We start from the raw sequence: 17,557 nt of genomic DNA, 5'->3' as shown, positions 1-17,557 counted from the left end.
ACGCATGAAGCGATTGGCCGGACTTTCCGCACTTGCCTTGATTATCTCCAGCACCAGTGGCTGCGGTTGGATCTGGGGCCCGGAAGGCTACTTCCGCGACCGCGGTAGCGATTACCTGGAAGCCCAACAAACCGCCCCGATGAAACTGCCGCCGGACGTCAATGTCGCCAAGCGCCTTGACCCATTGCTGCCGATTCCGCGCAACGTGGCCGACGACACCTTCAAGGGTGAGTACGAAGTGCCGCGTCCACAGCCGCTGTCGGCCGTGGCCGATGCCAGCGACTACAGCCTGCAGAAGAGCGGCGACACCCGTTGGGTGATGGCCCAGCGTCCACCTGCCGAAGTCTGGCCGGTGGCCGTGCAGTTCTTCGAGGACAACGGTTTCCGCATTGACGAGCAACGCCCGCAGACCGGTGAATTCACCACTGCATGGCAGCACACCAGCGAACTGTCGGCATCCATGGCCAAGCGCCTGCAGGCCGGCGGCGTCGCCAATGACAGCGAAGCCCGCATCCGCGTGCGTATTGAGCCTGGCGTGCAACGTAATACCAGTGAAGTCTATGTGGTCAGCGCCGAGCGTCCTGCCGGCAGCACCGCCAACGTCGACTTCACCCCGCGCTCGGTCAACACCGGCGTGGACGCTGCCCTGGTCGACGAAATGCTCGCCAGCATGAGCCGTATCTCCGAGAAAGGCGGTTCCGTCTCCTTGCTCGCCGCCGGCAGCTTTGACACACCTAACCGCGTCAGCCTCAGTGAAGACGGCAGCGGCAACGTGGTACTCAACCTGGGTGAAGACCTGGACCGCGCCTGGTCGAGTGTCGGCCGCGCGCTGGAACACGGCGAATGGCGCGTTGAAGACATCAACCGCAGCCTGGGCCTGTACTACATCAACTTGGCCGAAAAAGCCGAGAAGAAAGACGACGAGCCAGGTTTCTTCAGCAAGTTGTTTGGCAGCAAGCCGACCAAGGAAGAGATCGAGACTCGTGCCGATCGCTACCAGGTTCGTTTGAGCAAGGTCGGCGACAGCGTGCAAGTCACCGTCGAGAAAAACATCAACACCGTGGCGCCGGCCGATGTGGCGCGCAAAGTGTTGGGCGTGATTCAGGACAACCTGGGCTGATCCGATGCGTTTTGCCGTTCTCGGCAGCGGTAGCCAAGGGAACGGCACGCTTGTAGCCCACGACGACACGTATATCCTGGTGGATTGTGGTTTCTCCCTGCGGGAAACCGAGCGGCGCCTGCTGCGCCTGGGGGTTCACCCCACGCAGTTGAGTGCGATTCTGGTGACCCACGAACATGCCGACCACGTGCATGGCGTGGGTTTGCTGTCTCGGCGCTACAATCTTCCGGTGTACCTCAGTCGCGGTACCTTGCGCGGGATGCGCAAACCGATTGAACCCGCAGGTTTGCTGGCCGGTGGCGAGCAATTGCAGATCGGTGCCTTGAGCATCGATGTAATTGAAGTGGCCCACGATGCCCAGGAACCGACGCAATACGTATTCAGTGACGGTGAGCGGCGCTTCGGCCTGCTCACCGACCTGGGTTCCTACTGCGCCAAGGTGCTGGACGGTTATCGGGACCTCGATGCCTTGATGATTGAGTCCAACCATTGCCGCGACCTGCTCGCGCGTGGTCACTATCCGAGCTTTCTCAAGCAGCGGGTCGGCGGGCAGTTTGGACATTTGAACAACCATCAGGCGGCGTACCTGGTGTATGAGTTGGGCTGGCAAGACCTGCAACACCTGGTCCTGGCCCACCTGAGCAGCAAGAACAACCTGCCGACGCTTGCCCGGCAATGTTTTGTCGACACCCTTGGGTGCGACCCGGACTGGCTGCAACTGGCCGATCAAGATTCAGGGCTCGACTGGCGACATATCGCCTAGCCCACCTAACGTAAAGCGGAGCCCATCATGGAAAAACGTGAAGAACTCTACCGCGGCAAAGCCAAATCGGTGTACAAGACCGACGACGCCAACCGCTTGATCCTGCTGTTTCGCAACGATACCTCGGCGTTCGACGGCAAGCGCATCGAACAGCTTGACCGCAAAGGCATGGTGAACAACAAGTTCAACGCCTTCATCATGCAGAAACTCGAAGCGGCCGGTATTCCGACCCAATTCGACAAGCTGCTGGGCGACAACGAATGCCTGGTGAAAAAACTCGACATGATCCCGGTCGAGTGCGTCGTGCGTAACTACGCCGCCGGCAGCCTGGTGAAGCGTTTGGGCGTGGAAGAGGGCCTTAAGCTCAACCCTTACACCTTCGAACTGTTCCTGAAGGACGACGCCAAGGGCGACCCGTTCATCAACGAATCCCACGTGGTGGCATTCGGTTGGGGCACTGCTGAGCAACTGGCTCGCATGAAGGAGTTGTCCCTGAAGGTCAACGACGTCCTGAGCAAACTGTTCGACGACGCCGGCCTGCTGCTGGTGGACTTCAAACTGGAATTCGGTGTGTTCCACGACGGCTCCATCGTCCTGGGCGACGAATTCAGCCCGGACGGCTGCCGCCTGTGGGACAAAGACACCCGCAAGAAGATGGACAAAGACCGCTTCCGCCAGGGCCTCGGTGACGTTATTGAAGCCTACGAAGAAGTCGCCAACCGTCTTGGCGTACCGCTGTAATCGACGCAAGCATCTGATAGCACGGAAAAAAATCGCTTAGGCGCTTTGCTTCCACGAAACAGGCTGTTATGATGCGCGCCGTTGGAGAGATGCCAGAGTGGCCGAATGGGACGGATTCGAAATCCGTTGTACCTTCACCGGTACCTAGGGTTCGAATCCCTATCTCTCCGCCATTACATAGAAAAAGCCCCGTAGTTGAATAAACTACGGGGCTTTTTCGTTTCTGATCTCAAGCAATCTTTACTGGCTTTATCAGGCTTTCTGCCGGAATCCCAAACATCTCATGCAACTTCCAAATCATCGGTAGCGTAAGAGCCCGCTTTCCGTTCAGTACCTCATAAACCCGATTCTGTCGGCCAATAGCAGGTACCAGGTCAGCTGCCGATAGCCCCGACTGCTCCATTCTGAAACGGATGGCATCCACCGGGTTGGGCAAATCCACCGGGAAGTGCTTCGCTTCGTAGACTTCAATTAGCGTAATCATCACATCAAGATAGTCGCCTTCAGGTGTGCCGGGTTCAGGCTCATTGTCGAACAATTGAGATACAGACTTCAGCGCGTCCCGGTAGTCTTGCTCGGTGTGGATAGGGCGAATATTCATGGCTTACTCCATTTCAACGGTATCGGCATCAATGACGTCGTACTGCTTATGCGTACCGACGAATTTGATATAGAGGGCGCCGTAGCGATAAGCAACGGCAACCACGAGCCGATAGTCGTTACCTCTGATGTTGAACACGACCCTGCGGCTTTTTAGAACACTGGCGTGACGAAACTGAGCCTTGATATCAGCCGGGGTCTTCCAGTCTGCTTTTTTGACCTCATCAATCCAGGCGAGGAATGATTGCTCTGCATCCGGGCGTTTTTGCCAAAAGGCCTTTAGTTGGCTGACAGCGACAATTCTCATTAAAGATCCTAGTCCCAGCATGGGACTTGTTCAAGTGCGTTTCATCCGATGGGTGATGTTCAGATAAGCCGTAAGTCCCATAAAACGCGAAGTGGCAGGCGAGTGATTTGGTTTCTGGGTGTTTTCCTCCCAGCCCAAGAAGCGTTGTATTCGTTCGCGCTCACATAAACTTCACTCACGACCGAATAACTCCCCCCGCTGCGGTGTTCACCACACAGACCACCCAGGAAACGCCCATGACCAGCCCCGCCGACCGCTACGACCGCCTGACCCGCACCTTCCACTGGCTGACCGCCGCCCTGGTGATCTTCATGTTCGCCAGCGCCCACATCTGGGAAAACCTGGAAAAAGGCACGCCGTTGCGCAAAGGCCTGCAATCCGTGCATATCTCCCTGGGCATCGCCATGGCGGTGCTGATTGCTGCACGTATCCTCTGGCGGCTGTTCGGCGGCAATCACCCAAAGGCCGACACGCACCCAGCGCTGAACGTGGCCGCCAAAATCGCCCACGGCTGTCTATACCTGTTATTACTCACGCAGGTCATCCTCGGCTTTCTGTTCCGCTGGGCCCAGGGCGAGCCCTTCAACTTTTTTGGACTGTTCCCGGTGCCTGCGCCATTTGTGATCGATCATGAATTGCGGGGCACCCTGGGTGGCCTGCACAACAACGTTGCCTGGGCGATCATCGTGCTTGCGGGGCTGCATGCCTGCGCCGCGCTGTGGCATCACTATGTCCAGCGTGACAGCACCCTGCGCCGCATGCTGCCCGGCCCTCGGGGCGATCTTCAACACTGAGTTTGCTGCGGTACTTTCCCTATCGTTACGGAGCATCACAACCATGAAGAATCGTCACGAATACGCCGTTGGTTACCGCACTGCGCTGTTCTTCGGTGCCTGTATGGCCGCCGCGTTACTGGCCGGCCAGGCCCACGCTTCCGGTGACGAATCGGCGCCGCCCAAGCCCAACTGCCCCAAAGGCCAGGTCTGGGACACGAAGACCGGCAAGTGTGTGTTGCAGACGAGCAAGGCCACCTCGGACGCCGACCGCACTGATTACGCCTATCGGCTGGCCAAGGACGGGCGTTATGAAGAAGCCTTGTCCCTGCTCGATACCCTGCAAAACCCGAACACAGCCAAAGCGCTGAACTACCGCGGCTACGCCACCCGCAAGCTGGGTCGCACCGATGAAGGCATCAGCTACTACCTCAAGTCCGTGGCGCTGGACCCCAACTACGCCCAAGTGCGCGAGTACCTCGGCGAGGCCTATGTGATCAAGGGCCGCGTGGACTTGGCCCAGGAGCAACTGGTGAAAATCAAAGCCCTGTGCAGTATCACCTGCGAAGAGTACGAAGACCTGGCCGAAGCCATCGCCGCCGCGCCTCAGGCTTAAGCCCGTGGGTAAACCGTCGGGAGGTCGCCATCACCCAAGACGCTGAGGTGCGCCGTGAGTTGAGCCAGCTGTTGCCGCGTTTATGGCGATACGGCTTAGTGCTGTCGCGACAAAAGCACGTGGCGGATGACCTGGTGCAAGCCACCTGCGTGCGGGCGCTGGAGCGCGCCGGCCAGTTTGTGGTCGGCACGCGGCTGGACCGCTGGCTGCTGACGATCATGCATTCGATCTGGCTGAACGAATTGCGCTCGCAACGAGTACGACAGGGCCAGGGATTTGTCGACGCGGAGGAGGAATTGTCGTTCGACGGCGAAACCCAGGCGCAGGACCAGGTGTTGGCCGCGCAGGTCATCAAGCGCGTCAATGCGCTACCCGAAGCCCAGCGGGAGACGGTATTTCTGGCTTACGTCGAAGGGCTTTCATACAAGGAAATTGCCGAGGTCCTGCACATCCCGGTGGGAACGGTGATGAGCCGGCTGGCCGCTGCGCGCTTGAAACTGGCGCAAACGGCGCACTCAAGCGGCCTGTTGGATAAATCGAGCGGAGAACGACGATGACTCAACATACCCCACCGTCGGATGAACAGCTGGTGGCTTATCTGGACGGTGAGCTGGACCCCGGGCAGTGCCAGATTATCGATAACCTGCTGGGCATCGATCCCGCCATGGCTGCCCGCGTGGAGCAGCTCAAGCGTGGTGACTTGTCGTTCAAACCTGCCTTCGATTCGGTTCTCGATCAAGCTCCCACCGAGCGTTTGCAGGCGATGCTCGACAGCTTGCCATCGGCACAAACACCCACCTTGAGCCGGCGCAGGTTTCTTGCGGTGGCCGCAAGTTTTGCGGTGGCTGGCGTGGTCGCTGACCGACTGTTCATGGCATGGCCCCGACCTGAGCCCGGTTCGGGCTGGCGCGCCTCGGTGGCCGAGTACATGGCGTTGTACACGCCCCAGACCCTGGAAAACCTCAGCACCGATCCCGAGTCGCATATCGCCCAACTGAGTTCGGTAGGCCGCCAACTCGGTCTGCCGCTGAGCCCCGAAGCGATCAACCTGCCGGGCGCGGCGTTCAGGCGCGCACAAATTCTCGATTACGATGGCGTGCTGATCGGCCAACTGACCTACCTCGACCCGCGCCACGGCCCGCTGGCACTGTGCATCACAGCGGCAAAAAATGGTGCCGTGGCCATGGCCACTGAACAGCGCCGTGGCCTGAACGTGGTGTTTTGGTCCAGCCCAACCCATGCGTTCATGTTGATTGGCAGAAATCCTTTCGAAGATCTGCAAATCATGGCGCGCAGTGCCGAGAAGAGCCTGGCCGTGTAGTCACCGGGATGGAATAAACCAGGCCCCTCGACCGTTCACCAACGTACCTGTCCGAATCTGGCGTCCTGTTGATTCGGGTTTATCGATTGGTGAGGGAGAGGCCTATGCTGGTTTACCGAGACACACTCAAAGAAGCGCTGCCGCTTCGTGAGCGCCCAGGTGCAATCGGCTTGGTATTGAGCCTGGAAGGCGCGCGGTACTATGTGTTTGTCAGTCGTCAATCCCGCGAGCAAGTCGCCAACAGCGCGGTGGGCAGCAAGTTGAAACTGCATGCAGAGTTGATGAAAACGAAGCTGACGGCGGATCAGCACCAGGAGAAATATCGGTCGATGCTGCCAGTGGCCCAGGACCTGGTGGCGCAGCGCCAAGTCGACGTCGAAAGCCGCCACGCGGAAGAGTTGATGATCGAACACTTCGACGAGTGCGTACAAAACTTCGTCAGCCTGCGCGGCCGGCCGCCGGCCAAAGCCGAGGTGTTCCTGTCCCACTGTCCCTGCCAGTCGAAGGACCCCGGTGCCAGCCCGGCGCGCATGCTGGCGGGCTCTTTCTACGAGGCCACCTGCAAGGCCAAGTTGATAAAGTTCTGCACCACGGGCAATCGGGCGGCGATTTCGTGGAAGGTCTACTACCAATTTGATATTGGCTCGTCAAAGCTCGACATCAACGAGAACCTCAACAACCTGACCCTGTGCAAGCAACCGGCGTTTATCAACAAGTAGGGGCTTGCAGCGCCCGCCATCGGGCCGGTGTCGTGCCTTCCCAGGCGCGAAACGCCCGATAAAACGAGTTGGTGTCTTCATAACCGACCAGGCAGGCGATCTCGTCTATTTCAATCGTCGGCTCGCTGAGCAGATGGCGCACCACTTCCTGGCGGGTCTCCAGCATCAGTTGTCGAAAGCTGGTGCCGGCCTCCGTAATACGCCGTTGCAACGTGCGTTCGCTCATACCCAACTCCCGCGCCACCTCGACCATCTCCGGGCGGCCACTGGCCAGAAAGCGCTTGAGGGTGATCTTGACCTGATGGCGAATGCTGGCCGGTGCCGATGCCTCGGCGAGTGCGGCCACCAAGCCGGGGTTCAGCATTTCCAGCATCTGCGGGTTGTATCCCGGAAAGGGGCGATCCAGATCCGCGGCGTCCAACACCAGCGCGTTGCGCTCGGCACCAAAGCGCACGGCGCAGCCGAAAAACTCTGCCAGTACGGTGCTGCCGTCGTCCGGGCGAGCCAGTTCAACCTTGAGCGCGATGATGGGCGCACGGGAACCTCGCCGTCCCAATTCAATAAACGTGGCAAACGCCGCGTCCACCAGTAGTGGCGGTGGCGGCTCAGGCGTGTGCGGCCAGTCGATGGTCACCGTGCACCTGCGACCCTCCTCGCAAACCTGCAGGCGCTCGGGCGTGCACAGTTGCTTGAAGCGGGCGAGGCGGTGCAGGCCATCGCGGTAATCCCGGGCGATAAAGGCCGCAAAGCTGGACGGCGGAAGCGCGGTGACATCAAGCCCCGTCACCAGCAGAATTCCTACCGCCGGATCAGGATTAAGCACCCGCACCGCCTCCCACAAGCGAAAGAACTCCAGCGTCGTCACCTGCCGCCGGTCGCGCCGCTCGCGGATATGCAGGGTCATGGGCAAGCGTGCCTGGCGCAACACCACGGACGGCTCCAGCCCGACGCTCTTCAGGGCTTGCCAGAACACATCCGGTACGTTGAAACGGGGTTGGGTCGCGTCAGACATGCCGCACCTTTTTCCAAACCGTGAGATTAATCCGAGGCTGACACACTGAGGTCATGCCACTTTTTATCGGACTCGGCCAAGTCTGCCGCTGCCCGGGCTGCGTATTGCACCGCGTCACTGCCGATCAGCAAGCGTAGCGGGGCGTCTTTGTTCAGTGCCAACTCAAGCACGATTTCGGCAACCCGGTCCGGGCCGGTCGGCAGGATGCCGGGTGAATTGAGCAATTCAGCCAGGGCGCCGACGGTTTGCTGGTAGGGCTCACTGATGGCGGGGATCGTCATGGAACTGCCCGACCAGTCCGTACGCATGCCGCCCGGCTCCAGCACGGTCACCTGGATGCCCAGTGGTGTGACTTCCTGTGCCAGCACCGTGGAAAAGCCACCCACCGCCCATTTCGCACTCTGGTACGCGGCCAGGCCGGCCATGCCGATGCGTCCACCCAGGGACGATACCTGGAAGATATGACCGCTGCCCTGGGCGCGCAGCACCGGCACTACCGCCTTGCTGACATGCACCACACCATAGAAGTTGGTGTCGATCTGTGCCGAAAAATCTTCCAGCGTCACGTCTTCCACCGAAGCCAGATCGCCGTAGCCGGCGTTATTGACCACCACATCCAGGCGGCCAAAATGTTTCACCGCGGCGTCCACTGCTTCCAGCACCTGCTGGTTGTGGGTGACATCCAGCGCGACGGGATAAATCGCATCACCATACTCGGCCACCAAGTCATCCAGTTGCTTGGGATTGCGCGCGGTGGCGACCACGCGATCACCGGCCCGCAGCGCGGCGACGGTAATCGAGCGGCCGAGGCCACGGGAACTGCCGGTGATAAACCAGATTTTGGACATTCGAACACCTCTTCGTTTGAGACAGCGGGAGCAACCTGTGAACGAATGATGGTGGACGGGCCCGTCTCATACACTAGCGAGAGGGGGCCAAGTGACTTGCAAATTACGCCATTTCACTGATGTCTGTAGCCTGATTCTCAAGCAGCCGATGCAGGGTTGCGCTGCCTGAGGCTCGGCGGTAACCTTCGCCCCGTTGCCCTCATGGCGACCGGTTTTGACAGGCCGAATAACGTGCGATCTTTGTACTTCCCCGTATATGGCTCCAGGCGCTTGTCTGTGCCTATGTGTTATGGCGGTTGTACGTGGGGCATCTTCGGGTGCGCCGGGTTTCCACGTTTCCGGTCTGTCAACCCGCGTACAGCTGCCACCCAATCCTGTTTGACAGCAGGGGAATGGCAGCTCCTTCTGACAACGTGGAGCTACACCATGAAAAAGATCACCCCCAATCCCCCTGATTCCTATGGCGCCCGTGCGCATAACAGATTCACCGACGACAAAATGTCTGAAGCGGCGCAACGGGCACTCGACCATTACTTGCGCGACCCCGCGCCTGAACCGGCTGAAATCGACGAGCGCCCGCCCCGCAGGGTTTTCAGCGTAGGCGCCGATGTAGGTACGGAAGAGGCACTGGCCAACGCCACCGAAATCCTGTCGTCAGCGTTGGAAACGGCCTACCGCTGCGCCGAAGGCCAAGACAGCGCCCACTACCGATTGACCATGGGCCTGGCGCAGTTGATCGAGAACGCTCGGGCGTTGGTGGACTCGGTACTCGACCGACAATTTGCGGCGGATCAACCCACCAATCTGTGATCGCCCACGATGCCCCGCAAAGCCCGCTGTAGCTAAAAGCCAGCGGGCTTTTTCTTGCAAAATTTATATCTGAACACTTCCCTCGAATCTCCCTCAAGTCCCGCCCTGACTGGCCGAAACTATGTCATACGATGTCGTATGCCAATAATGAGAACAATCGCCATGTCGCTCCGCAATCTGTCCATCGCCCGCCGTGCGGGTCTCGGTTTTGCCTTGATTGCCTTGCTGGTGGCGCTGCTGGGATTCTTTGCGCTCTCGAACATGGCGAGCATCCGCGAAAGCGCGGTGCAGGTTGAACGTGGCCTGGTGCCCAAAATGCGCCTGGTGTCGGACATTCGCGAAATCATGCTGCGCATCCGCACCATTTCCCTGCGCATGGCCCTGGATTCCAATGCGGCAAGCATCCCGCAATACCGCAGCCAGATGGACACCCGCAGCCAGGACCTGACGAAAAAACTCGCTGACCTGAATGCGGTCATCGACACCCCTGAGGTGCGCAATCTCTACGATCAGTTCCAGGTTTCCCTGCGTCAGTATCAGCAAGGTCTCACCCAGTCGTTCATCCTTGCTGACAAGCAGCAGATTGCCGAGCTGAACAAGTTGCTGCTGGTGGACATGAAAACCGTGGTCGACGGTTCCGGCAATCAGCTCAATGCCCTGGCCGATTATTACAACGCCCAGATAAACCTGCAGGGCCAGACGGCCGAGTCGCAGTACAGCCGCTCACGCACGATGGTCTTTGGCTTTGTGCTGCTGGCGGCGTTCAGCACCGTGGCGCTGGCCTGGTTGCTGACACGCAGCATTGTCGGTCCGTTGAGCCACGCGGTGCGCGCCGCAGAAAACGTCGCCCAGGGCGACCTGACCCAGACTGTTGAAGTGACGGGTGATGACGAAGTGACGCGCCTGCTCGTGGCACTACAGAGCATGCAAGGCAGCCTGCGCAGTACCTTGCAACTGATTCGCCAGTCGGCCGGGCAAATGGCGGCATCGGCCACCGACCTCAACGGCATCACCGACCAGAGCAGTCGCAGCCTGCAAAAGCAGACCGCTGAAATCGAGCAAGCGGCCACCGCCGTCAACGAGATGACCTCGGCGGCCGATGAGGTGGCACGTAATGCTGTCTCCACCTCCGAGTCCACCCGGCTCTCCAATGAAACGGCCCGCGACGGCCAGCAGCGCGTCGGCGAAACGGTCAGCGCGATTCAGGCGCTGAGTACCAACATCGGTGAAACCTCAAACCTGGTGCAGAACCTCGCCGATCAATCGCGGGATATCGGCAAGGTGCTGGACGTGATTCGCTCCATCGCCGAGCAGACCAATTTGCTGGCCCTGAACGCCGCCATCGAAGCTGCGCGTGCCGGAGAGTCGGGGCGTGGCTTTGCGGTGGTGGCCGACGAAGTGCGCGCGCTGGCCCATCGTACGCAGCAATCGACCCTGGAGATCGACCAGATGGTCAGCGCGATGCGCACCGGTTCCAGCGAGGCATTGACGTCGATGCAGTCGAGCACCCAGCGGGCCAGTGAAACCTTGATCCTGGCCGAAGGGGCCGGTGGCGCGCTAAGCCAGATCACCGACTCCATCGACCAGATTCACCAGCGCAACCTGGTCATCGCCAGCGCTGCCGAGGAGCAGGCTCAGGTGGCCAAGGAAGTGGACCGCAACATCGTCAACATTCGCGACCTGTCCGCGCAATCGTCCTCGGGCGCGGGGCAGATCAACGGCTCGAGCCACGAGCTGGCGCGGTTGGCGGTGTCCCTCAATGAGGCGGTGGCGCGGTTTCAGCTGTAACGGGGTCTACCTGTGCCACGGAGGGCACCAACTCCAGGATACGGTCACGGCCACCTTCGGCCACCAGGTACGTTCCCTTGGTCGTACGCACAATCGATTGTGGCGCCTTCAGGAAAGACAGAATCGTCTGCTGGCGCCCTTGCTTGTCGATCAACAACAAGCGCGCGCGGTGTGTTGAATCCTCGTTGATCCATAACCCGCGTTCATCGCACATCAGGAAGGTGGGTTTGTTCAGATGGCTCAACACCACCGGGTCGCTGCCATCGTCGGTCAGTTCCCGGACCACGCCCTTTTTCTTTTCCGTGTAGAGCATGCGGCCATCCGTGCAGCGAACGATCGACTCGCCTTCACTGAGTTGGTCACGCACGACGCTCAATGATTTGGCGCTCCAGCGATAGCGCAGGATCCGCGCACCGACCTTGCGGTCCTCGATGGCGTAGAGGTACTCGCCGTCGTCCCATAGTCCTTGCACGCTGTTTCCCTTGAACAGCTCGGTGATCACGCCGTCCTTGAGGAAGCTGACGGGCGCGCCGTCTACTTCCTGGCTGAACACCCAACCGCCCTGAGTGGCGACCATCCCGTCGGGCTTGGAGAGGTTGCCTACCACCTGTTCGCGCTTTCCGTCCGGGAGAATGCGCACGATACTGCCAAGTCCGTCGCTCAACTCCTGGCTGACCATCAGTGAGCCGTCGGGCATCGGCATCAGCGATGCGGCCTTTGCCACATCGCGGTGTATCACTTGAACACTCCAGTCATCGGCAGCGCTGACCGGGTAGAAGCTTTGCCAGGCAAAGAAGCCCAGGGTTGCAAGGCAGAGCAGCCCCAGTAGCCACAATCCCGGCCGAAGCACGCGATGGAGAGGTGCCGGGCTGGAAGTCCTTTTTATTGTTTGATCCATTGGTTGCGCTGCCGGTAGGTAGGGGTGAATGGAAAAGAGTGGAGCTGAAGTTAATCGCTGTCTTCACGTTTCAAGGGGGCTGGATAGCTCGCCTACCGTAAAACATTACTTGAATTAGAGCTGTCAGTATTGACGCTTTCCAGAAGCACCGTTTCTCGTCGCCGCAAATTGTTGGCTGAAATGTATGGCCGTATGTTTTTTGGGATGAATGTCGGCTCGTACGGAGCCCTCTGCCTGTACGCTGATAATTGATGCTCTAGGCTACCCACTGGTCAGTGCTGAGATACGAGTTACCTATGACTCCAGAAGAGATAGTCATCGAGCAAGCCGCCTTTGAGTTTGCCAAGGCCAATCGTGCATCCCTGGCGCGGCATGTTGCCGATACCGCAGTATTTTTCAGTGAAGACGCGCCATTTACGGTCTTTATGGCAGGCTCTCCCGGTGCCGGGAAAGCGGAAATTTCCAAAGCGATGGCAGAGGTCTTGGAGGCGAGAAGCGCAAATCCTCAGGTCCAGCGAGTTCTTCGCATCGATCCTGATGATTTCAGATGTTTGATCCCTGGCTATGAGGGTAGTAATTCATACCTGTTTCAGCGTGCTGTCACCAAAATTCTGGAAAATGTACTGGATCGAGCATTTGAAAAGCGTCTGTCGTTCATTCTTGATGGGACGATGGCCAATATTGAGGTAGCCAAGCGGAATATTGACAGGGTCTTGGGAAATGGTCGGAATGCCCAGATCATGTATGTTTACCAGCGGCCGGAGCTTGCCTGGCAATTTGTTCAAGCACGGGAAATAACAGAGGGGAGAAATATCCCTTTGGTAGAGTTTTCCAGGCAGTTTTTGGCAGCCCGGAGAAATGTCATTGAGCTGAAACGCTTATACGGTGGGCTAATCCACGTAGATCTGCTGATCAAGGATTTTGACGGCCTCAGTGAGCTTGTAGAGCTTGACGCCAGCACTGTAGCGATTGACGCCCTAATACCCGAGACCTATGATCAAGCCCAGCTCACTGAGCTGCTAGCAGAGGTATGAATTTATGAATACAGCAAATACCGGGAAAATCAGTGTGTTGACTGAGTTTTTTTCCAACACCAGCGATGAAACGAGACGCGACGTCTTGAAAGGCGTCATCAGCAAGGCCAGCGCCTCTCAGCGTGACGTGGTGCAGAAAGCCGAGGCCATCAAAGCGGCTCGATTCGACACCCCAACGATTTGAATTCCTGGTGCATACCAGTCAAAAACCCAGCCTGTTGCTGGGTTTTTTGCATCTGAACGTTTTTTTGCCAGCCCCATAATTTTCTCCCCTGCGACTACCCAACGGCCCACTCGATGATCATCAACTTCGACCTCAACGACCTCCAAGCCTTCCGTGCCGTCGTGGACAAGGGCAGTTTCCGTGCGGCGGCCGAAGCCATTCGTATCTCCCAGCCGGCCCTCAGCCGGCGCATCGAAAAGCTCGAATCCGCCCTCGACGTCAAACTCTTCGAACGCACTACCCGCCGGGTCAGCCTGACCATGGTCGGCCGCGCGTTCCTGCCGCAGGTCGAGCGCATGCTCGATGACCTGGACATTGCCCTGATGGGCATCAGCAACGTGGCCTCAACCCGCATGGGTAACGTCACCATCGCTTGTGTGCCGTCCACGGCGTACTACTTCATGCCCCACGTGATCTCCGAATTCCACAAGCTCTATCCGAAGATTCGCCTGCGAGTGTTGGACGCGAGTGCGGGTGAGGTGTGTGCGGCGGTGGAAAGTGGCGAGGCGGATTTCGGCGTGAGTTTCAGCGGCAGCCTGGCGGACGGGGTGGAGTTTGAGTTGTTGTTACAGGAGCGCTATGTGCTGGCCTGTCGCCGGGAGCACCCGTTGGCGGACCGCACCAGTGTGACGTGGGCCGAGGCCTATGAGCACGACTACATCACCGTGGACAAGACCTCAGGCAATCGCTTTTTGCTGGACCAGGCCCTGCGCGGGGTGCGGGTGAAGAAGCCGAGCATCTGCGAAACCCATCACGTGACCACGATGATCGGGCTGGTGGAGGCAGGGTTGGGGGTGGCGATGGTGCCGTCGATTGCGATGCCGGGCGGCAAGCACCCGATTCTGATGAGCGTGCCGTTGGTGGAGCCGGAGGTGGTGCGTAACGTGGGGTTGATCAAGCGCCGCGGGCGTACGTTGACGCCGGCGGCACTGGAACTGGAGCGGTTGACGCGGGAGATGCCGTTCCGGTCAGTGTGAAACCGAATCCAGGCCGGTGGCTTGCACCACCGGTTGCGCCTGGGGCGAGGCGAGGAACTGCAGAAGCTTTTTCGCCTGGGCCGGGTGTTCGGCATTCACCGGAATGCCGGCGGCAAAACGGGTGACGGACTGCACGTCTTCAGGGATTTTTCCGACGTAAGTCACGCCCGGAATCGGCAGCAACTCAGAGACCTGCTGCAAGCCCACTTCGTAATCACCCTTGGCGACCTGAGAGGCCACCGGGATGCGTTCGATCATGGTGCCCTTGGAGGGCATGCCGAGCTTTTTGAACAGTTCCTTCTCGACGTAAACGCCGCTGGCACTGTCGGAGTACGCGACAGATTTTGCGTTGGTCAGTACAGCCTTCAGTTCGGCATCGGTGGCGATCGAAGGCTTGGCCGCGCCTTCCTTGACCACCAGGCCGATACGCGAATCTGCCAGTTCAACGCGGGACGCCTTGTCGACTTTGCCTTGCTTGATCAGCTCATCCAGGGCGTAGCCGACCATGATCACCACGTCGGCATGTTCACCACGGGCCAGGCGGTTGGGAATGGCTTCCGGCGCCTTGCCCATCGAGGGGCCGAGGATGGTGTCGAGGGTGTCGCCGCTCTGGGTGGCGTATTGCGCCCCCAGCACCTTATAGGCCGCGGTGAAGCCGCCGGAGGTCATCACTTTCAGTTCTTCAGCGTGGGCGACCATCGCCAGAGAACCGATCGCCAGGGCCGCCAGTGTTTTCAACATAGGGTTCATCAGCGTGACTCCTCAGGCGACTTGCACACGGCCACTGGCACGGCGGTACAGCGCGAATGTCGCGCACAGGGCACACAGTGCGGCAAACATAAGCCAGTACGCCGGCGAGGCCTTGTCACCCGTCTCGTGGATAAACCAGGTGGAGATCGCCGGGGTAAAACCACCGAAGATCGCGGTCGCCAGGCTGTAGGCCAGGGAGAAGCCCGCCACCCGCACTTCCACCGGCATGATTTCGGTCAGGGCCGGGATCATGGCGCCGTTGTACATGCCATAGAGGAAGGAGAACCACAGCAGGGTTTCCAGCATGTGCGCAAAGCTTGGTGCATTGACCACGTAGGAAAGCGCCGGGTAGGCGGTCAGCACGGTCAGCACGGTCATGGCGATCAGCACGGGCTTGCGGCCAAAACGGTCACTCAGGGTGCCGCCGATGGGCAGCCAGATGAAGTTCGACACGGCCACCAGCAAGGTCACCAGCAGGGCATCGGAGGTGGTCAGGTTGAGCACGGTTTTGCCGAAGGTCGGCGCGTAAACGGTGATCAGGTAGAACGCGGTGGTGGTCATCGCCACCATCATCATGCCGCCGATGACCACGGTCCAGTTCTTCACCAGGGTGGCCAGCACTTCGCGCATGGTTGGGCGGTGCTTGCGGTTGGCGAACTCTTCGGTTTCCTGCAGGTTACGACGCAGCACGAAGATGAACGGGATGATCACGCAGCCGATGGCGAACGGAATGCGCCAGCCCCAATCGGCAACCACGGCCGGTTCCATCCATTGGTTCAGGCCATACCCCAGGGCGGCCGCGACCACGATGGAGATCTGCTGGCTGCCCGATTGCCAGCTGGTGTAGAAACCCTTGCGGCCCGGGGTGGCCATTTCGGCCAGGTACACCGACACGCCGCCCAGTTCTGCGCCAGCCGAGAAACCTTGCAACAGACGGCCCATCAGCACCAGCAGCGGTGCCCACAAACCAATGGTGTGATAGCCCGGCACCAGCACGATCAGCAGGGTGCCACTGGCCATGATCGCCAGGGTCACGATCAAGCCTTTGCGGCGGCCCACGTCATCGATGTACGCGCCGAGGATGATGGCCCCCAGTGGACGCATCAAAAAGCCCGCGCCGAACACGGCGAAGGTCATCATTAATGACGCAAATTCATTGGCAGCAGGGAAGAAGGCGGCAGCGATATAGGTGGCGTAGAAGCCGAACAGAAAGAAGTCGAACTGTTCGAGGAAGTTGCCGGAGGTGACGCGAAAGACCGCGCCGACTTTGGAGCGGGCAGAGTCAGGCCGTGAAGGGTTTTGCATTTTTTTGTGTCTCCAGCGTTCTTTTTAAAGTGCTTGTTTCGCTTAAGACCGCGGATAGTGGCTGACACATTTAGAAATGATAAGTGAGTTGTTTACATGCATTGATGCGTCTTGGTTATCAATCGGATAAGCCACACAAAACCGCTCCCTCTTCTATGCTTACACCATGTGTCCAATTCTTACGGATGGGAGGTGGGTATGAGCAACGAACAGAAGCCGCGTGATGAGGCTGAGCAGGCGCGCGCCAGGCAGCGTCGCGAAGAAGAAAAACCGCAGACCTGGAAGCATCCGGACGACGGCACGGAGCTTTCCGAGCGTGATCAGGAGCGCCCGCTCAAGCCTTGAATCCTTGTTTCCTGTAGGAGCGAGCTTGCTCGTGAAAAACCTGAGGGCGACGCGGGGCACCTGGTTTCCCGCGTTATCGTTAACGACCTTCGCGAGCAAGCTCGCTCCTACAGTGTTTCCTCAGTCCTGAATCGGCGTACACAACTCCACCAGCGTGCCATCCGGGCACCGCACATATGCCACCACCTGTCCCCAGGGCTTGGTGTTCGGCGCTGCCAGTTCTGTCGCCCCCTCCGCCAGCGCTCTGGCATGGGCCTTTGGCACATCTTCAGTCACAAACCCCAGCTCCATCCCCAGCGGCTGCCGTGAAGCATGCGCCTCTACGTGCCCGCCCTTGAAGTTCATCTCACCCAACTCATGCGCCGCGAAGGAGAGGGTGGTACCACCCGTATCCAGCTCACCATACGTCCCCGATTCATGCAGGAAACGGCGACTGAAACCGAAGGCTTTTTCGAAGAATTGCAGGGATGCGGACACGTCCGGGACGTAGACGATGGTGTAGGCAAATTTCATGGTTCAGCGGTCCTTGCTAGAGAGAGGGGTCATTAAAGTCAGCGTCGCACGGACGGTCAACGGGAAACTATTTGACATATTTGATTTGTGATCA

The 17,557-nt window shown here is 59.2% G+C and carries 22 protein-coding genes, 1 tRNA gene and 1 pseudogene; 16 read left to right on the top strand and 8 right to left on the bottom strand.

What is annotated here, in order from left to right:
• The first annotated feature begins 4 nt into the window (after positions 1-4).
• From bamC to HX855_RS09475, 4 genes are all read left to right on the top strand, one after another.
• Positions 5-1,120, top strand: a complete 1,116-nt coding sequence (gene bamC / locus HX855_RS09490; RefSeq protein WP_177082586.1) for an outer membrane protein assembly factor BamC — start codon at positions 5-7, stop codon at positions 1,118-1,120.
• Positions 1,121-1,124: 4 nt separating this feature from the next.
• Positions 1,125-1,883, top strand: a complete 759-nt coding sequence (locus tag HX855_RS09485) for an MBL fold metallo-hydrolase (RefSeq protein ID WP_177082584.1) — start codon at positions 1,125-1,127, stop codon at positions 1,881-1,883.
• Between the two features lie 27 nt (positions 1,884-1,910).
• The gene (gene purC, locus HX855_RS09480) at positions 1,911-2,624 is read left to right on the top strand and encodes a phosphoribosylaminoimidazolesuccinocarboxamide synthase (protein WP_003211975.1); all 714 of its coding nucleotides are present in this window, start codon (positions 1,911-1,913) and stop codon (positions 2,622-2,624) included.
• An 83-nt stretch (positions 2,625-2,707) separates the two neighbouring features.
• A tRNA-Ser gene (locus tag HX855_RS09475) sits at positions 2,708-2,797 on the top strand.
• Between the two features lie 56 nt (positions 2,798-2,853).
• On the opposite strand, the gene HX855_RS09470 is transcribed toward HX855_RS09475, so the two are convergent.
• A complete protein-coding gene (locus HX855_RS09470; RefSeq protein WP_177082582.1) occupies positions 2,854-3,225 on the bottom strand; it encodes a type II toxin-antitoxin system HigA family antitoxin in 372 nt (123 codons plus the stop codon).
• A gap of 3 nt (positions 3,226-3,228) precedes the next feature.
• Positions 3,229-3,531 carry a type II toxin-antitoxin system HigB family toxin gene (locus tag HX855_RS09465; protein ID WP_177082580.1) on the bottom strand — a complete coding sequence of 101 codons (303 nt, stop codon included), beginning with the start codon at positions 3,529-3,531 and terminating at the stop codon, positions 3,229-3,231.
• A 236-nt stretch (positions 3,532-3,767) separates the two neighbouring features.
• Here HX855_RS09465 and HX855_RS09460 point away from each other — a divergent pair, with 236 nt between their 5' ends.
• The 5 genes from HX855_RS09460 to HX855_RS09440 all read left to right on the top strand — a co-directional run bounded on the left by HX855_RS09460 (position 3,768) and on the right by HX855_RS09440 (position 6,960).
• Positions 3,768-4,325 (top strand): cytochrome b, encoded by a 558-nt coding sequence (locus HX855_RS09460; RefSeq protein ID WP_177082578.1) that lies wholly within the window; start codon positions 3,768-3,770, stop codon positions 4,323-4,325.
• A gap of 43 nt (positions 4,326-4,368) precedes the next feature.
• Entirely contained in the window at positions 4,369-4,920 is a 552-nt protein-coding gene (locus HX855_RS09455) for a tetratricopeptide repeat protein (protein ID WP_256352940.1), read from the top strand.
• Positions 4,921-4,979: 59 nt separating this feature from the next.
• Complete coding sequence (locus HX855_RS09450; RefSeq protein ID WP_177082576.1) at positions 4,980-5,477, top strand: RNA polymerase sigma factor; 498 nt, start codon at positions 4,980-4,982, stop codon at positions 5,475-5,477.
• Positions 5,474-6,241 (top strand): anti-sigma factor, encoded by a 768-nt coding sequence (locus tag HX855_RS09445; RefSeq protein ID WP_177082574.1) that lies wholly within the window; start codon positions 5,474-5,476, stop codon positions 6,239-6,241. The genes HX855_RS09450 and HX855_RS09445 overlap by 4 nt, the downstream gene beginning before the upstream one ends.
• 104 nt (positions 6,242-6,345) lie before the next feature.
• The gene (locus HX855_RS09440; protein WP_177082572.1) at positions 6,346-6,960 is read left to right on the top strand and encodes a hypothetical protein; all 615 of its coding nucleotides are present in this window, start codon (positions 6,346-6,348) and stop codon (positions 6,958-6,960) included.
• Here HX855_RS09440 and HX855_RS09435 read toward each other — a convergent pair.
• Entirely contained in the window at positions 6,950-7,972 is a 1,023-nt protein-coding gene (locus HX855_RS09435) for an AraC family transcriptional regulator (RefSeq protein WP_177082570.1), read from the bottom strand. The genes HX855_RS09440 and HX855_RS09435 overlap by 11 nt on opposite strands.
• 26 nt (positions 7,973-7,998) lie before the next feature.
• Positions 7,999-8,820 carry an SDR family NAD(P)-dependent oxidoreductase gene (locus tag HX855_RS09430; protein WP_177082568.1) on the bottom strand — a complete coding sequence of 274 codons (822 nt, stop codon included), beginning with the start codon at positions 8,818-8,820 and terminating at the stop codon, positions 7,999-8,001.
• Positions 8,821-9,246: 426 nt separating this feature from the next.
• Between HX855_RS09430 and HX855_RS09425 the strand changes: the two genes are divergently transcribed.
• From HX855_RS09425 to HX855_RS33845, 3 genes and pseudogenes are all read left to right on the top strand, one after another.
• Positions 9,247-9,630, top strand: coding sequence for a DUF6124 family protein (locus tag HX855_RS09425; protein ID WP_256352939.1), 384 nt, complete (start codon positions 9,247-9,249; stop codon positions 9,628-9,630).
• 138 nt (positions 9,631-9,768) lie between these two features.
• Positions 9,769-10,560 (top strand): annotated as a pseudogene (locus tag HX855_RS33850) (MCP four helix bundle domain-containing protein); the annotation flags it as partial.
• On the top strand, positions 10,555-11,418 hold the full coding sequence (locus tag HX855_RS33845) for a methyl-accepting chemotaxis protein (RefSeq protein WP_375140070.1): 864 nt from the start codon (positions 10,555-10,557) through the stop codon (positions 11,416-11,418). The pseudogene HX855_RS33850 and the gene HX855_RS33845, both read left to right, overlap by 6 nt.
• On the opposite strand, the gene HX855_RS09415 is transcribed toward HX855_RS33845, so the two are convergent.
• Positions 11,387-12,238, bottom strand: a complete 852-nt coding sequence (locus HX855_RS09415) for a hypothetical protein (RefSeq protein ID WP_177082707.1) — start codon at positions 12,236-12,238, stop codon at positions 11,387-11,389. The genes HX855_RS33845 and HX855_RS09415 overlap by 32 nt on opposite strands.
• 374 nt (positions 12,239-12,612) lie before the next feature.
• On the opposite strand from HX855_RS09415, the gene HX855_RS09410 reads away from it, so the two are divergent.
• From HX855_RS09410 to HX855_RS09400, 3 genes are all read left to right on the top strand, one after another.
• A complete protein-coding gene (locus tag HX855_RS09410; RefSeq protein WP_177082564.1) occupies positions 12,613-13,350 on the top strand; it encodes a zeta toxin family protein in 738 nt (245 codons plus the stop codon).
• A 4-nt stretch (positions 13,351-13,354) separates the two neighbouring features.
• Entirely contained in the window at positions 13,355-13,534 is a 180-nt protein-coding gene (locus tag HX855_RS09405; protein WP_177082562.1) for a hypothetical protein, read from the top strand.
• A 113-nt stretch (positions 13,535-13,647) separates the two neighbouring features.
• A complete protein-coding gene (locus HX855_RS09400) occupies positions 13,648-14,550 on the top strand; it encodes a LysR family transcriptional regulator (protein WP_177082560.1) in 903 nt (300 codons plus the stop codon).
• Here HX855_RS09400 and HX855_RS09395 read toward each other — a convergent pair.
• Both HX855_RS09395 and HX855_RS09390 read right to left on the bottom strand, forming a co-directional pair.
• A complete protein-coding gene (locus tag HX855_RS09395) occupies positions 14,542-15,300 on the bottom strand; it encodes a substrate-binding domain-containing protein (protein ID WP_177082558.1) in 759 nt (252 codons plus the stop codon). The genes HX855_RS09400 and HX855_RS09395 overlap by 9 nt on opposite strands.
• A 12-nt stretch (positions 15,301-15,312) precedes the next feature.
• Positions 15,313-16,605 (bottom strand): MFS transporter, encoded by a 1,293-nt coding sequence (locus tag HX855_RS09390; RefSeq protein WP_177082556.1) that lies wholly within the window; start codon positions 16,603-16,605, stop codon positions 15,313-15,315.
• A gap of 198 nt (positions 16,606-16,803) precedes the next feature.
• On the opposite strand from HX855_RS09390, the gene HX855_RS09385 reads away from it, so the two are divergent.
• Positions 16,804-16,950 carry a hypothetical protein gene (locus HX855_RS09385; RefSeq protein ID WP_177082554.1) on the top strand — a complete coding sequence of 49 codons (147 nt, stop codon included), beginning with the start codon at positions 16,804-16,806 and terminating at the stop codon, positions 16,948-16,950.
• A gap of 120 nt (positions 16,951-17,070) precedes the next feature.
• Here the strand turns inward: HX855_RS09385 and HX855_RS09380 are convergent, their stop codons facing one another.
• Complete coding sequence (locus HX855_RS09380) at positions 17,071-17,463, bottom strand: VOC family protein (RefSeq protein WP_177082552.1); 393 nt, start codon at positions 17,461-17,463, stop codon at positions 17,071-17,073.
• Positions 17,464-17,557: the final 94 nt, after the last annotated feature.

This window comes from Pseudomonas sp. IPO3778 (genome assembly GCF_013386825.1).
Taxonomy (GTDB): Bacteria; Pseudomonadota; Gammaproteobacteria; order Pseudomonadales; family Pseudomonadaceae; genus Aquipseudomonas.
Note: the sequence above shows the minus strand (reverse complement) of the source record. Positions and strands in the feature narration are given on the sequence as shown.